The organism is Nocardia sp. NPDC059229, assembly GCF_042754165.1.
Classification (GTDB): domain Bacteria; phylum Actinomycetota; class Actinomycetes; order Mycobacteriales; family Mycobacteriaceae; genus Nocardia.
On record NZ_JBHZAK010000002.1, the window covers coordinates 76,685 to 91,100 of the forward strand.

Here is a 14,416-nt window from a genome sequence, read left to right on the forward strand (position 1 = left end):
AATACCAACCGTAGGGTGGCGGGCATGGTCCGACTGCCCCTCACCCCCGCCCAGCTGGAAGCCGGCCGGCGCCTGGGCGCCGCGCTGCGAGCCGCCCGTGGCGGCCGGGAGCTGCTGGAGGTGGCCGCGAGCGCGGGCATTTCACCGGAGACCCTGCGGAAGATCGAATCGGGCCGGCTGCCCACCCCGGCGTTCGGGACCGTGGTGGCCCTGAGCCGCGCGCTGGACATCCCGCTCGATGAGCTCGCCGAGATCTGGCAACCGGGCCACGCGAACCAGCGCTCGGCATCGTGACTGCGGGCCGATTCAGTCGGCGGTCAGTTCCACCGGCACCGCGATGACATCCACCATCGCGCCGTTGCGCAGCACCGTCACCGGCAGCGAGCGGCCGATGGCGTCGGCGAACAGCTGCCGCTGAATCCCCTGTGCGTCACGGATTTCGGTGCGCGCGATGCTGAGCATCAGATCCCCGCGCCGCAGTCCGGCGCGCTCGGCCGGGCCGCCCCGCACCACCTCGACGATGCGCAGCCCGGCATCCTGCCCGGTGCGGGTGGCCACGGCGGTGGGCAGCGGCGCGGGCACCCCGACCACGCCCAGGTAGGCGCGCCGGACCCGGCCCTCGGTGAGCAGGGTGCTGATGATGCGGCGGGTGGTGGCATTGATCGGAATGGCCAGGCCCAGGCCGATGCCGGCGACCGCGGTATTGATCCCCACCACCCGGCCCGCCGAATCCGCCAGCGCCCCACCGGAATTGCCGGGGTTGAGGGCGGCATCGGTCTGGATCACGTCCTCGATCACGCGGGCGGCGCGGCGATTGCCCACCGGCACCGACCGGCCCAGCGCGCTCACCACGCCCGCCGTCACCGACCCGGCCAGCCCGAGCGGACTGCCGACGGCGACCACCAGCTGGCCCACCACCAGGGTGTCGGCGTCGCCCAGCGCCACCGCGGTCGGCGCGCCGCCGCGGGCGCGCAGCACCGCCAGATCCGAGAGCGGATCCACGCCCACCACATCGAATCTCGATTCCAGCCCGTCGGCGAACACCACGGTCCCCTCGGCCGCCTCACCCACCACGTGCGCGTTGGTGAGCAGGAAGCCGTCGTCGGTGAAGACCACCGCGGAGCCCCCGCCGCGGCGGGTCTGCACGCTGGCGACGTGCGGTGTCACCGATTTGGCGACCGCGATCACCGTGCGCGAGTAGGCGTCCATCGCCGCGGCGTCGGGGGTTCCGAAGCCGGGCTGCGGGGTCGATGCCGCTGAGTTCGCGTTCTCGTCCATCGACGAGAGGGCAGCTTCGTCGTCCACGACGACCACCATCCCGATTACATGATTACGTTGCCTCAACCCAGGATGCGCGCGAACCACCGTCACGACAACCGGTTCGCCGACAGCGCAACCAGGCGGGAGGTCAGCGCCTCAGCGGAGGCGGTACTTCAGGTGGGTGACGCGGGTGCCGGCGACGATCTCGGGATCCTCCAGCAGAACCGGCGCGTTGGAGAGTTCACCCAGCAGCGGGACGCCGCCGCCCAGCAGCACCGGCACGATATCGACCCAGATCTCGTCCAGCAGGCCCTGTTCCAGGCACTGGCGGGCCACATTGCCGCCGCTGACGCCTACCATCTTCGCGCCGGCGATGCCGCACGCGACCTCCACGGCCTCCTTCACACCGCCGGTGACGAAGGTGAAGGGCGCATCGGGATGTTCGGCGACCCACTCGCCGGGCACGGTGTGGGTGACCACGACGATGGGCTTGTCCGCCGGGTGCACGCCGCCCCAGCCGTCGGTCAGGGTGAACAGGCGCTTGCCGACGATGTAGACGCCGACCCCGTCGAGCCAGGCCCGCAGATACGCGGCATCTTCAGGGGTCAGGTTGAACGGGATCTCGGGGTGGGTGCTGGGGATCGGGACATCGCCGCTCTGGTACCAGGCGAACAGGTGCTCGAATCCGGTTTCGGCCGGGCCCGCGATGTATCCGTCGAGGGACATGCTCGCGCCGGTGACTACCTTGCTCATTGCCGTACTCCTTCATGGGCGGAACGAAGCGGCGGGGGATTGCCGTCTCTGTGATGAAGTCGGAGCCGATATCGGCAAATCATCGTTCACGCCCCGAGAAGCTGTCGGGAAACCATGGCGCGGAGCCGAACCGGTTCACGCGCCGACCGCGCGCGGACGATCCGCGCGTGGTCGACGGCGTAACCGACCCAGCCGAAACCACCCGCCATCAGCAGCGCCCCGGCCGGCAGCACCCAGCGGCCGAACCTCACGGCCAGGCCGTCGGCGGCGGGCGCGGTGAGGAATCCGCCCGCCTCGACGCGGAGTATCCGCGGCGACGGACGGTCTCGGTGCACCGTGCCTCACGGTGGAACGGTGGCGCGTGCTCACACGCAGGCAATCGCCACCGGAGTCGTCATGATCGAGGTGTGAGGCGGCTGAAGGGCGCCCGGCGCGCCGCGGATCGCGCTGGGCGGCAATCGGATTCAGATGTTCGGTTCGGTGCCGCCGGGCCGGGCTAGGTCGCCTGGCTCACCGAGGACATGTGGAAGTCGGGAATTCGCAACGGCGGCATGGCCGTCCGGGTGAACCAGTCCTTCCACTCGCGCGGCAGGGTGATCTCGGTGCGGCCGGCCTCGCTGACGCGGCGCAGCAGATCCAGGGGGCTCTCGTTGAAGCGGAAGTTGTTGACCGCCGCGGTGACCTCACCGTTCTCGACCAGGTAGACGCCGTCGCGGGTGAGGCCGGTGAGCAGCAGTGTGGCCGGATCGACCTCGCGGATGTACCAGAGGCACGTCAGCAGCAGGCCGCGTTCGGTGCGTGCGATCATGTCCTGCAGGGTGGCCTCGCCGCCGCCGGTCATGAGCAGGTTCTCGCCCGGCACCGTGACGGGCGCGTCGAATTCGGCGGCCGTGGCGCGCGGGTAGACCAGTGACTCGATCACGCCCTCGCGGACCCAGTCGGTGCGCTGCGCGGTCAGGCCGTTGTCGAACACCGACAGCGACTCCGACGACGACGGCGTCGCCACGAACGGCCGGTACTCGAGCCCGGCCGCGCTGGGATCCGAGTACAGGGTGAGCGGAATCCCGGTCAGCCGCTCCCCGATTCGGGTGCCGCCTGCCCGCGAGAACGCGGTGTGGCCCTCGTGCGCGCCGCGGCCCTCCATGGCCCAGGCCATGTAGATCATCAGATCGGCGACCGCCGAGGGCGGCAGCAGCGTCTCGTAGCGGCCCGCGGGCAGGTCGACGCGGCGCTTGCTCCAGTCCAGGCGGCGCTCCAGTTCGGCCAGCAGGCCGGGGGTGTCGACATCGGCGAAATCGGTGGTGCCGGTGCCGACCCAGGCGCTGGCCAGCGCCGCGCCCGTGCCCCGCTTGCCATTGATCTCCACCGAGCCGGTGGGCTGCACCCAGCGCCGGCGCAGACCGGTGGAGGTGCCCAGCCAGGTGGAGTGCATCTGGTGGTGGGCGAAACCGTAGAGACGGTCGGCGCCGTCGAAGCCGGCGGCGAGATCGGTTGCCAGCGTGGTGAACACGCCGATGTCGGTGGTGGCCGGTTCGCCGTCCCAGTCGAGCAGCTTGTCGAGGGTGTCGGCGTCGACGGCGTCCGGATGCAGCAGCGGCATGGCGTCGCGCGCGGGTTCGGCGGTGCGGGCGGCGGTTTCGCTGGCGCGCACCACGGCTTCGATATCGGCGGGATCCACGCTGGTGGAGCTGACGCTGCCGACGCGGGCGGCGTTCGGGCCGTCACGGAACACCGAGACGACCGCCCAGTCCCGCGAGACCGAGGAACCGTTGGTGGTCATGGAATTTCCGGCCCAGCGCAGCGACGCCTCGTGGGCATCGGTGACGATCACCATGGCCTCGTCCGCGCGGGAGGCCCGCAGCGCGCGGTCGACGACCTCGGGGGCGGGGAGCACACTCACCGTGTCGGTCCTTTCCTACTGTCCGGCTTCGGCGCGGGTATTGAGAATATTGATGCCGCGCACCAGGACCGAGGGGCAGCCGTGCGAGACGGCCGCCACCTGACCGGGTTGCGCCTTACCGCAGTTGAACGCCCCGCCCAGCATCCAGGTCGAGGGCCCGCCGACCGCCTCCATCGAACCCCAGAAGTCGGTGGTGGTGGCCTGGTAGGCGACATCGCGCAGCTGCCCGGCCAGTTCGCCGTTGCGGATACGGAAGAACCGCTGACCGGTGAACTGGAAGTTGTAGCGCTGCATATCGATCGACCACGACTTGTCGCCGACGATGTAGATGCCGTTCTCCACGCGGGAGATGAGCTCGGCGGTGCTGGTGTCGCGCTCGGGATCGGGTTGCAGCGACACATTGGCCATGCGCTGGATCGGCACGTGGTGTGCGGAATCGGCGTAGGAGCAGCCGTTGGAGCGCTCGAGACCCAGGCGGGGCGCGAATACGCGATCGAGCTGGTATCCGACGAGCACGCCGTCGCGCACCAGGTCCCAGCGCTGCCCGGCCACGCCCTCGTCGTCCCAGCCGACCGTGGCCAGGCCGTGTTGCTGGGTGCGGTCGCCGGTCACGTGCATGATCGGGGTGCCGTACTGCAGGGTGCCCAGCAGGTCGGGGGTGGCGAAAGAGGTACCCGCGTAGGCGGATTCGTAGCCGATGGCGCGGTCGTACTCGGTGGCGTGGCCGATGGACTCGTGGATGGTCAGCCACAGGTTGGTCGGGTCGATGACCAGATCGGAGGGACCGGCCTCAACGGTCGGGGCCTTCACCTTCTCGGCCAGCCACTCCGGCATCCGCGCGAGTTCGCCGGCCCAGTCCCAGGTTCCGTCCGCGCCGGTCACGTACTCCCAGCCGCGCCCGGCCGGGGCGGCGAGGGTCCGCATGGTCTCGAACACGCCCGCCGACGGGTCGACGGTGATGGCCTCGAACTGCGGGTGCAGCCGGACCCGCTGCTGGGTGATGCGGGAGCCGAAGCTGTCGGCGTAGAAGGTCTGCTCCTTGACCTGCAGCACCGATGCCGTCACGTGATCCACGCCGTCGGCGGCCTGCAGGCGGCCCGAATAGTCCAGCAGCAGCGCCACTTTCTCCGGCGTCGGCACCTCGAAGGGGTCCACCTCGTAGGCGGAGACGTACTCCGCGCCGTCGTAGCGCGGCTCCGGGGCCAGCTCGACGCGCTCGCGATTGAGTGCGCGCAGGGTCTGCGCCACGGTGACCGCGCGGCGCGCCATCTCGGCGGCGGTGCCGGTGGTGAGGTCGGCGTGCGAGGCGAAACCCCAGGTGCCGTCGACGATCACGCGCACCGCGAACCCGAGATCGGTACTGTCGGACACCGATTCGACGCGTCCGTCGCGCAATCGGATGGACTGCTGCACGAGCCGATGCACGCGCAGGTCGGCGTACTCGGCCCCGGCCGCGCGGGCCGCGCCGAGCGCGGCGTCGGCCAGCGCGGCCAGCGGCAGCGCGCGGAACTGCTCGTCCACGACCTTGGTAGCGATGCTCACCCGCACCACGCTAGAGGCCGACACGCCGGGCGTACAAGAAACGACTCACCTCGAACCGAATTCATTCCGCGCAAAAGTGCATACGCTGCAACGATGCACGAAGTGTGAAGCAGCACAGCCTGAAACGGCGCGCACGACAGCTGGACATGCCACGTTTTGCTGACCGGATGCCGTACTGTCTGCCCGCGTGCCGCCATCCGCACTCCGCGATCGCAAACGGGAACGCACCCGCCGAGCCCTGCTCGAAGCCGCCGTCGAACAGTTCGAGAGCCGAGGTTATGAGGCGACCACTGTCGCCGATATCGCGGCCGCTGCCGAAGTCGGCACCCGGACGTTCTTCAACTACTTCGCCAGCAAAGAGGAACTGCTGTTCCCCGAGCCGGACGAACGTGTGCAGGCCGCCGTGCGCGCCATCGCCACCCGCCGTGCCGGGGAACGCCCCGTCGAGGTGCTGCTACGCGCCCTGCGCGCCGCCGGGGACAATCCCGGCGACCACCTCGGCGACACCCTCGCCGCCCGCATCGCCGTCCTGCGCGCGCAGGTTTCGCGCACCGTGCCCGCCGTCTCGGGTCGCGCCGCCTACGCCCAGCTCGCCTCCCAGCAGGAGATCGCGCGCCAGCTGCGCGCCGCCTTCCCCGACGAACTCGACGATGTCGGCGCGGCCGCGCTGGTGGGCGCGGTGGTCGGGGCGGTCTCGGGTGCGCTCACCGTGCTGTTCCAGCGGCCCGGCCTCGAGGACGGCGAAGCGCTGCAGCGCAAGATCCAGGAGACCACCTCGAAGGTGCTGGCGCCGTGGCTGACCCAGCCCGAGACCGCCGCGCCGCGCGAATTGCCCGGGGAGCAGACCGCATTGCTGTCCGACGGGCCACTACGCCAGGAGTCCGACGCCTTCCGGCCGGTGACCACCGTGCACCGGCTGGGCCCGGAGTCCTTGCAGCGCTCCGCCTTCGACGGCGGCAGCCCGCGCTCGCTGCCGGGCGGTCACCGGCCCGCCGAGGACGCCCGCGTCTGACCGTCGCGGGTCCGGGGTCAGCCCCCGAACTGCTGCCAGCCCAGGCGGATCACCATGGCGGCGACCACCACCAGCAGGACGGCGCGGACGAAGCCCGCGCCCTTGGCCAGCGCCATGCGCGAACCGACCACGGACCCGGCCACATTCGCCACCGCCATGGACAGGCCCAGCGCCCACAGCACGTGGCCGGTGCTCGCCAGGAACAGCAGCGAGCCCAGATTGGAGCCGCAGTTGATGACCTTCGCCATGGCGGCGGCGCGCACGAACTCGGTGCCGAGCAGGGTGGCGAAGGTGATGATCAGGAAGGTCCCGGTGCCGGGGCCGAGAATGCCGTCGTAGAGCCCGATCAGGCCCGCGGCCAGGGCGACCACCAGGATCGTCTTGCGGCGGGTCGGCGGATGGGTGGCCATGGTGACGCCGACCGAGGGGCGCAGGGTCACGAAGATCGCCACGCCCACCAGCACGACCATCACGATCGGGACGAAGTATTTCTTGTCGATCAGCGCCACCGCCGCGGAACCGCAGGCGGCCGCGATCGCGGCGATGACCGCGCCCGGGATCAGGACCTTCCAGCGCATCGGCACCCGGCGGGCGAAGGTGAGGACCGCGGCGCTGGTGCCGGAGAACGCGGCGATCTTGTTGGTGCCCAGGGCCGTCTGCGGGGCCAGGCCGGGCAGCACGACGAACAGGGTGGGCAGCACGATCAGGCCCCCGCCGCCGACCACCGCATCGACCCATCCGGCCGCCGTCGCCGCGGTCAGCAAGACCGCCCAGTCCGCAAGACTCACAGGGCGACCCAACCAGAAACCCCGGAGCAAGATCAAACGGTTGAGTGCCCAGGACACGCCGACCCGAGGCCACCCGCGGGCACGACCGTAGGGTGGACGGGTGCGCCGGTTCAGTTTGTGGCTGCGCGGCAAGCCGCTGATCACCGATTCCGTGGTGGCGCTGCTGCTGCTCACCATCGATGTGCTCGCCCTGAGCAACAGTCAGTACAAGCCGACCTACCTGGTCTTCAGTGTGCTGCTGCCGCTGCCGATCGTGTTCCGCCGCACCCACACCCGCGCCGCGGCGCTCGCGGTGGTGCTGCTGTCCATCGCGGCGTCACTGGTGCACGGGGCGGTCGGCGACACCTCCGTGCATCCGGCGCTGCTCGGGCTGGGCATCATGCTCTACACCCTGGTCGCGTATGTCGGCCGCCGCCAAGGTCTGCTCTACCTGGGCATCCTGCTTCTCGACAGCCTCATCTCGGCGGCCGCCATCGGCAAACCGTCGGGCACCGACATCGCCTTCACCGCCCTGTATTACGCGCTGTGCTGGACGCTGGCCGAATTCGTCGGCGCCCGCCACGCCTACGACGCCGAGGTCGCCGCCCGCCTCGCCGTCGCCGACTACGACCGCGAACGCCGCGCCCACGACGCGGTCGCCGCCGAACGCACCCGCATCGCCCGCGAACTGCACGACGTGGTCGCGCACGCGGTCAGCGTCATCATCGTGCAGGCCGACGGCGCCCGCTACGCCCTGCGCCACGACCCGGACACCGCCGAACAGGCACTCACCACCATCGCCGGCACCGGCCGCGACGCCCTGCGCGAACTGCGCCGCACCGTCGAACTGCTGCGCACCGAGCATGCGCCCGAACAACTTCCGCAGCACGGCACCGCCGGCATCGCCAAGGTGGTCGACATGATGCGCAGCGCGGGCCTGGACGTCTCCCTCGAACTCAGCGGCGAACTCGACACCGTCACCCCCGAGGTCAGCCTCGGCATCCACCGCATCGTCCAGGAATCGCTCACCAACACCCTCCGCCACGCCGGCCCCGACCCGCACGCCGACGTCCGCGTCACCCGCCGCGCCGCCGACGTCCTGCTCGACATCACCGACTCCGGCGGCGCCCCCGTCGAGCCCGTGACCACCCTCGGCGGCTGCGGATCCCCCAGCGCCCCAACCGCACTCACCGTCCTTCCACCCCCGGCCCGCATTCCCGGCAGCGGCCTCGGCCTGGTCGGCATGCGCGAACGCATCGCCGTCCTCGGCGGCACCCTCACCGCGGGCCGGAATCCCCACGGCGGCTGGACCGTCCGCGCCACCATCCCCCTGGACCGCGACGCCCCCGACTGACCGCCTCCCACCTGCGACGACCGGAGCATCCCGCGATCGGCCCCGGCCCGCGCACACCACCGCACCGGGCGGCCGGATAGGTTGTGGGGGTGCCGATCACCGTTCTCGTTGTCGATGACCAGGAGCTCATGCGGGCCGGACTGCGGATGGTGCTCGGTGCGCACCCCGACCTCGAGGTGGTGGGGGAGGCCGACAACGGGGCCACCGCCATCGCGCGGGCGGGGGAGCTGCGGCCCGATGTGGTGCTGATGGATGTGCGGATGCCGGTGACCGACGGGGTGACCGCGACGGCGCGGATCATCGAATCCGGGTGCGGGAGCCGGGTTCTGGTGATGACCACCTTCGATCTCGACGAGCACGCGCTGGGCGCGCTGCGCGCCGGGGCCAGCGGATTCCTGCTCAAGGACACGCCTCCGGAGGATCTGATCTCCGCGATTCGCAGTGTCGCCGCCGGGGATGCGGTGGTCTCGCCCAAGGTGACCAAGCGGCTGCTGGACCGCCTCATCGCCGAGGACCCGGCCGCCGGGCGCGATCCCCGGGTCCTCGACGTGCTCACCGCCCGCGAACGCGAGGTCCTCGAACACATCGCCGCCGGGCGCTCCAACGCCGAGATCGCCGGTGCGCTGTTCCTGTCCGAGGCCACGGTGAAGACCCACGTCGGCCGGGTGCTCACCAAACTCGGCCTGCGCGACCGGGTTCAGGCCGTGGTGCTGGCCTACGAGACCGGGCTGGTGCGGCCGGGCAGCGCCTAGCGCGTGTGACCGGCGACGCATCCGGGAGAAAAACCGCGCCGTCGCGCGTTGCACGGGTAGATCGATCGAAAGGATCGCCCGATGCCTGCCCTGTTGTTCCTCGCCTGGTTCGTCGCCGAGATCGCCACCCTCGTCGTGGTCGGCCACTTCATCGGCGTGTTCCCGACCATCCTGCTGCTGCTGGCGGGCTCGGCCGTGGGTCTGGTGCTGGTGCGCTCGCAGGGCCGGCGTGTGTTCCAGAGCTTCCGCCGAGCCGCCCGCGGTGAACTCGAACCCAGCACCGCTGTCGCCGACGGCGCCCTGGTCGCGGTCGGCGCGGTTCTGATGTTCGTGCCCGGCCTGCTCACCACCGCGCTGGGTCTGCTGGCCCTGCTGCCCTTCACCCGTTTCCTGTTCCGCCCGGTCGTGGCCGCCTTCGCCGCCCGCCGCCTGAGCCGCGTCGCCACCGCGGTCGGCCCCTACGGCTACCGCAATGTCGTCATCGACCCCGACGGCGAGGTCATCGACGCCACCGTCGTAACCGAGTACTACGACGACGGCCAGGGCAACGGATACAAGATGATCGACCCCCGCTGACCCACAGCGCTGCCCCTCACCCCGGTGTGTCCCGGCCTCAGAGCCGGTCACGCACCGGGGTGATGACGTTCTCGACCAGCCGCAGCGTGCGGTCACCCCAGCCGCCGATCAGCAGCGGCGGACGGCGGACCGGTTTGGGTTCGTTGCGATTGCCGCGCAGCGTGTAGTAGCGGCCGTGGCCGCGAGCAGGGTCCAGCCCTCGAGGATCGGACCGTTCGCGGGCCCGGCCAGTGGCAGCAGGTGATCCCGCGGCCAGGCGTCCGCGATCTCCGGCAGTTCGTCGCCGGACGGCTAGAGATCGAACCGAGCTCGCAGCGCCATTCGCACATTCTCGAGGGTCGCAGAGTCGAGCATCCCGATCTTTTCGAGGAACAAGGACGCGCTGAACGTGCCAACCCGGAAAACAGCTACCGCCTGATCGGTGCCTGCGATCGGAACGGTCAGAAGCGCACGGGGATTGGGAGCCTCGCGCGTGGGTATCACCATCGCCACCGCGATGAGGCCGCCCCGGACGACATGGGGCACCGAGTCGAGGACGACGACCGTATGCACGATGTCGCGGACGCCCCTCAATTTCCAGATCTCACCCTGGATGCCGGGGACGTCACTCATCGGCGGCCCACGCCTCGAGTGACGCCGCTTCGGACGCCTCGGCGAATACGTCGGCCTCGGTATCGGGCGTGAGCGCCGCCAGTTCCTCGGCCACGAGCATGCGGCGAGCGGCGCGATAGAGGAAATCGGATACGTTCGGCTGTTCCTTGATCAGCTCGGTGACGCGATCATCGGGAAGAGAGACGGAGATCTTCATGCGACCACGGTAGCACTGGAGTATTACCAGAGTGGCGGTCTTTGGTGCGCAGTGCGGTTGTGAGTGTGGCAGGCGCGTCGGGCAGACTGGAGACCCGTGAGTACCCAGTTGCTTGTCGGCGGTCGTATCTACAGTTCGAGCAATCCTGACGCGACGGCCATGGCCGTCAGTGACGGGACCGTGGTGTGGGTGGGGCTGGACAAGCCGGGGCGGGCATTGCATCCGGACGCCGAGATCATCGAGCTGGACGGGGCGTTCGTGGCCCCCGGGTTCGTGGACCCGCACGTGCACGTGACCGGGCTGGGACTGACGCTGACGGGACTCGATCTGGCACAGGCCCGTTCGCTGGAGGAATGCCTGCAGCTGGTGCGGGAGTTCGCCGCCGCGCACCCGGACGGGGTGATCCTCGGCGAGGGCTGGGACGAGACCACCTGGGCCGGCGGACGGCCGCCGGCACGCGAGGAGATCGACGCCGCAGCGCCGGGACGCCAGGTGTATCTGGCTCGCGTGGACGCGCATTCGGCGGTGGCCTCGACCGCACTGCTGGACGCGGTACCCGGAATCACCGAGGCGACCGGGTTCACCCGCGGTGAGCCGCTGCGCGCGGACGCCCACCATCGCGTGCGCGGGGCCGCGCTGGGCGCACTGAACCGGGCACAGCGTGATGCCGCCCGGCAGGTCGCGCTGGACGCGGCGGCCGCCAATGGCGTTGTGGCCGTGCACGAATGCGCGGGACCCGAGATCTCCGGCGCCGACGACGTGCGGGAACTCCTCGAATTCGGGCACGGCGTCGAGGTGCGCGCCTACTGGGGACAGGCCGTGCGCACCGCCGACGAAGCCCGCACGCTGGTCAAGGAACTCGGCGTGCACGCCCTCGGCGGCGACCTGTTCGTGGATGGGGCGCTCGGCTCGCACACCGCGTGGCTGCGCGAACCCTATGCCGACCGCGACACCACCGGCACCTCCTACCTCGACACCGAGGCCATCGCCGCGCACGTGCTCGCGTGCACCGAGGCCGGCATCCAGACCGGCTTCCACGTCATCGGCGACGCCGCCATGGACGCAGTCGTCGCCGGATTCGAGCGGGTCGTGGGCGAACTCGGCGGCCCGGCCGTCGCCTCCCGCGGGCACCGCCTCGAACACGCCGAGATGATGACCGCCGACCAGATCGGGAAACTCGCCGCCTGGGGCGTGATCGCCAGTGTCCAACCGGGATTCGACGCCGCCTGGGGCGGCCCGGACGGCATGTACGCCACCCGCCTCGGCGCCGGACGCGCCGCCACCCTCAACCCGTTCGCCGCCATGGCCGCCGCGGGTATCTCTCTCGCCATCGGCTCCGACGCGCCGGTCACCGCCCTGAACCCGTGGGAGGCCATCCGCGCCGCGGTCAACCACCGCACCCCGGGCCATCAGATCTCGCCGCGGGCCGCCTTCGCCGCGGCCACCCGCGGCGCCTGGCGCGCGGGCGGCGTCCGCGACGGTGTCGCCGGCACCCTCGTCCCGGGCGCCCCTGCCTCCTATGCCATCTGGGACGCCCGCGAGCTCGTCGTCGCGGCCGCCGCGGATACCGTGCAGCGCTGGTCCACCGACCCCCGCTCCCGCGTCCCCGGCCTCCCGTCCCTCACCCCGGACGCCACCCTGCCGCGCTGCCTGCGCACCGTGCACCGCGGGGTCACCATTCATGAAGCCTGAGCCCGACTCCGAGAACCGTACCGCCGCACCGCCTTCCATCGGAGCGGCCACGCCGGATCCCGGACCTCGCGAGAACGACGGTCCCGGCGCCGAAGCAGCTACCGGATCGGGACCATCGGCCAGCGATGCGGACACTGCCTCCGGGACTGCCGACGAGAGCCCGGATCCCGTGGCGACTGCAGGGGCCGAGCGTGACGGGGATCGCGCCGTCGGCGCGGCATCGAAAGGCGATGAGGGCGGCAGCATTTCGACGGTCACGCGGGCCGGGGTCGCGTCCGCGCCGGAGTCCCGGCCGGGGGTGGCGGCGCGAGCGATCGCGGTAGCGACGGCACGGCCGTGGCTGACGCGGTTGCCGGCCGCGGCGGTGGCCGGGCTGATGCTGTACGCGAGCTTCCCGCCCCGGACACTGTGGTACCTGGCCCCGGTCGGGATCGCCGTGCTGACCCTCGCCGTGCGCGGAACCTGCCGGGCGCGTGGAGGATTCGGATTCGGTTTCGTGGCCGGGCTGGCGTTCTTCCTGCCGCTGCTGCCGTGGACCGGGATCTATGTCGGTCCGGTGCCGTGGCTCGCGCTGTCGACCGTGTGCGCCCTGTATGTCGGTTTGTTCGGGCTGCTGACGCGGTGGGTGGCGACGCTGCCCGGATGGCCGCTGTGGGTGGCGACCGTGTGGTCGCTGACCGAGTGGGCGCGGGCCAGTTTCCCGTTCGGCGGGTTCCCTTGGGGGAAACTGGCTTTCGGTCAGGCCGACGGGTGGTATCTGCCCTTCGCGATGGTGGGTGGCGCGCCGCTGGTGAGCTTCGCGGTGGCGCTCACCGGCACCGGGCTGGCGTGGCTCGCGGTGAGTTTGCTGCGCCGCTTCGCATCGGGTGCGGAGGCTAGTGGTGAGCCGGTCGCGGCCGCCTCGGATTCTCCCAGATCGGGGGCTACCCGTCCCACATCCTGGAACCGGATTGTTGCTGCGGCAATGCTTGTGGCTATAGTTCCCCTCACCGGAGTGATCCTCCGGACCGCGCTGCCCGGCCCGGAGGACGGCAACCGGCCGATCACGGTCGCCGCCATCCAGGGCAGCGTGCCGCGCCTGGGCCTGGACTTCAATGCCCAGCGCCGCGCGGTTCTCGACAATCACGTCAAGCGCACCGAGGAACTGGCCCGCGACATCGCGGCCGGCCGGGCCCCGCAACCGGACGTGGTGATCTGGCCGGAGAACTCCTCCGATATCGATCCGCTGCGCAATGCCGATGCGGCCCAGGAGATCTCGCAGGCGTCCAAGGATGTGAAGGCCCCCATCCTGGTCGGCGCGGTGCTCGTCAACGACGACCGCACCACCACCAACTCGGTCATCGTCTGGAACGGCGACGCCGGACCGGGGGAGCGGCACGACAAGAAGATCATCCAGCCCTTCGGCGAATACCTCCCGTACCGCAACTTCTTCCGGCACTTCTCCGAATACGCGGACCGCGCAGGCTATTTCGTCCCCGGTACGGGCGACGGCGTGGTGCACGCCCAGCCGTTCACCGGCGGCGCGCCGGTGGCCATCGGCGTGGCCACCTGCTACGAGGTGGTCTTCGACCGCGCCTTCGAGGAGTCCGTGCGCGCCGGCGCGCAGCTGCTCGCGGTCCCGTCCAACAACGCCACCTTCGGCCGCAGTGAGATGACCTATCAGCAGCTGGCCATGTCGCGGGTGCGCGCGGTGGAACACGGGCGCGCGGTGGTGGTCTCGGTGACCACCGGTGTCAGCGCCATGATCACCGCCGACGGCGTGATCCGGCAGCAGACGCCGCAATTCGAACCTGCGGCGCTGGTAGCGACGTTGCCGTTGCGGAACAATACGACATTTGCCACTCGTTTCGGGCCCGTGCCCGAGGCGATCGTGTGTATCCTGGCCGCTGCTGCCACTGCGGCAGCGCTGATCCGGCGTCGGGCACTGCGCGCGTGACTCCGATCGACCGGATCTGATCCCGGAGGCTTTTCCGGCGTATTACCCGCGGGCACGCGTGAGA

Annotated in this window: 15 protein-coding genes; 7 read left to right on the top strand and 8 right to left on the bottom strand. The window is 70.8% G+C overall.

All coding sequences use genetic code 11. The features are described from left to right. The first annotated feature begins 24 nt into the window (after positions 1 to 24). Positions 25 to 294, top strand: a complete 270-nt coding sequence (locus tag ACFXHE_RS06690) for a helix-turn-helix domain-containing protein (RefSeq protein ID WP_379380592.1) — start codon at positions 25 to 27, stop codon at positions 292 to 294. A gap of 12 nt (positions 295 to 306) precedes the next feature. On the opposite strand, the gene ACFXHE_RS06695 is transcribed toward ACFXHE_RS06690, so the two are convergent. The 5 genes from ACFXHE_RS06695 to ACFXHE_RS06715 all read right to left on the bottom strand — a co-directional run bounded on the left by ACFXHE_RS06695 (position 307) and on the right by ACFXHE_RS06715 (position 5,455). Further along, positions 307 to 1,209: a S1C family serine protease gene (locus ACFXHE_RS06695; protein WP_379381386.1), complete on the bottom strand. Its 903-nt coding sequence runs from the start codon at positions 1,207 to 1,209 to the stop codon at positions 307 to 309. A 207-nt stretch (positions 1,210 to 1,416) separates the two neighbouring features. Next, complete coding sequence (locus ACFXHE_RS06700; RefSeq protein ID WP_379380594.1) at positions 1,417 to 2,013, bottom strand: dihydrofolate reductase family protein; 597 nt, start codon at positions 2,011 to 2,013, stop codon at positions 1,417 to 1,419. 86 nt (positions 2,014 to 2,099) lie between these two features. Then, a complete protein-coding gene (locus ACFXHE_RS06705) occupies positions 2,100 to 2,348 on the bottom strand; it encodes a hypothetical protein (RefSeq protein WP_379380596.1) in 249 nt (82 codons plus the stop codon). Between the two features lie 161 nt (positions 2,349 to 2,509). Further along, positions 2,510 to 3,907 (bottom strand): metallopeptidase TldD-related protein, encoded by a 1,398-nt coding sequence (locus tag ACFXHE_RS06710; RefSeq protein WP_379381387.1) that lies wholly within the window; start codon positions 3,905 to 3,907, stop codon positions 2,510 to 2,512. Positions 3,908 to 3,928: 21 nt separating this feature from the next. Next, complete coding sequence (locus tag ACFXHE_RS06715; protein ID WP_379380598.1) at positions 3,929 to 5,455, bottom strand: TldD/PmbA family protein; 1,527 nt, start codon at positions 5,453 to 5,455, stop codon at positions 3,929 to 3,931. 187 nt (positions 5,456 to 5,642) lie between these two features. On the opposite strand from ACFXHE_RS06715, the gene ACFXHE_RS06720 reads away from it, so the two are divergent. Then, positions 5,643 to 6,467, top strand: coding sequence for a TetR/AcrR family transcriptional regulator (locus ACFXHE_RS06720; protein WP_379380600.1), 825 nt, complete (start codon positions 5,643 to 5,645; stop codon positions 6,465 to 6,467). Between the two features lie 17 nt (positions 6,468 to 6,484). Here ACFXHE_RS06720 and ACFXHE_RS06725 read toward each other — a convergent pair whose 3' ends face one another. Further along, positions 6,485 to 7,255, bottom strand: coding sequence for a TSUP family transporter (locus ACFXHE_RS06725; protein WP_379380602.1), 771 nt, complete (start codon positions 7,253 to 7,255; stop codon positions 6,485 to 6,487). Positions 7,256 to 7,355: 100 nt separating this feature from the next. Here ACFXHE_RS06725 and ACFXHE_RS06730 point away from each other — a divergent pair, with 100 nt between their 5' ends. From ACFXHE_RS06730 to ACFXHE_RS06740, 3 genes are all read left to right on the top strand, one after another. Beyond that, complete coding sequence (locus ACFXHE_RS06730; RefSeq protein WP_379380604.1) at positions 7,356 to 8,588, top strand: sensor histidine kinase; 1,233 nt, start codon at positions 7,356 to 7,358, stop codon at positions 8,586 to 8,588. An 89-nt stretch (positions 8,589 to 8,677) separates the two neighbouring features. Next, positions 8,678 to 9,340 carry a response regulator transcription factor gene (locus ACFXHE_RS06735; protein WP_354832289.1) on the top strand — a complete coding sequence of 221 codons (663 nt, stop codon included), beginning with the start codon at positions 8,678 to 8,680 and terminating at the stop codon, positions 9,338 to 9,340. A gap of 81 nt (positions 9,341 to 9,421) precedes the next feature. Further along, positions 9,422 to 9,916: an FxsA family protein gene (locus ACFXHE_RS06740; protein WP_354832291.1), complete on the top strand. Its 495-nt coding sequence runs from the start codon at positions 9,422 to 9,424 to the stop codon at positions 9,914 to 9,916. A gap of 291 nt (positions 9,917 to 10,207) precedes the next feature. Here the strand turns inward: ACFXHE_RS06740 and ACFXHE_RS06745 are convergent, their stop codons facing one another. Then, positions 10,208 to 10,528, bottom strand: a complete 321-nt coding sequence (locus ACFXHE_RS06745) for a hypothetical protein (protein WP_379380606.1) — start codon at positions 10,526 to 10,528, stop codon at positions 10,208 to 10,210. After that, positions 10,521 to 10,724 carry a hypothetical protein gene (locus ACFXHE_RS06750; protein WP_379380608.1) on the bottom strand — a complete coding sequence of 68 codons (204 nt, stop codon included), beginning with the start codon at positions 10,722 to 10,724 and terminating at the stop codon, positions 10,521 to 10,523. The genes ACFXHE_RS06745 and ACFXHE_RS06750 overlap by 8 nt, the downstream gene beginning before the upstream one ends. A 96-nt stretch (positions 10,725 to 10,820) precedes the next feature. Here ACFXHE_RS06750 and ACFXHE_RS06755 point away from each other — a divergent pair, with 96 nt between their 5' ends. Further along, positions 10,821 to 12,416 carry an amidohydrolase gene (locus ACFXHE_RS06755; protein ID WP_379380610.1) on the top strand — a complete coding sequence of 532 codons (1,596 nt, stop codon included), beginning with the start codon at positions 10,821 to 10,823 and terminating at the stop codon, positions 12,414 to 12,416. 376 nt (positions 12,417 to 12,792) lie between these two features. Beyond that, positions 12,793 to 14,352: an apolipoprotein N-acyltransferase gene (lnt, locus tag ACFXHE_RS06760; RefSeq protein ID WP_379381388.1), complete on the top strand. Its 1,560-nt coding sequence runs from the start codon at positions 12,793 to 12,795 to the stop codon at positions 14,350 to 14,352. Positions 14,353 to 14,416 lie beyond the last annotated feature (64 nt).

Excerpts from the sequence above, each read along its gene's own strand:
- ACFXHE_RS06745 (WP_379380606.1), bottom strand. The coding sequence starts at position 10,528 with ATGAGTGACGTCCCCGGCATCCAGGGTGAGATCTGGAAATTGAGGGGC.
- ACFXHE_RS06750 (WP_379380608.1), bottom strand. The coding sequence starts at position 10,724 with ATGAAGATCTCCGTCTCTCTTCCCGATGATCGCGTCACCGAGCTGATC.
- ACFXHE_RS06695 (WP_379381386.1), bottom strand. The coding sequence starts at position 1,209 with ATGGACGCCTACTCGCGCACGGTGATCGCGGTCGCCAAATCGGTGACA.
- lnt (WP_379381388.1), top strand. The coding sequence starts at position 12,793 with ATGCTGTACGCGAGCTTCCCGCCCCGGACACTGTGGTACCTGGCCCCG.
- ACFXHE_RS06690 (WP_379380592.1), top strand. The coding sequence starts at position 25 with ATGGTCCGACTGCCCCTCACCCCCGCCCAGCTGGAAGCCGGCCGGCGC.
- ACFXHE_RS06740 (WP_354832291.1), top strand. The coding sequence starts at position 9,422 with ATGCCTGCCCTGTTGTTCCTCGCCTGGTTCGTCGCCGAGATCGCCACC.
- ACFXHE_RS06700 (WP_379380594.1), bottom strand. The coding sequence starts at position 2,013 with ATGAGCAAGGTAGTCACCGGCGCGAGCATGTCCCTCGACGGATACATC.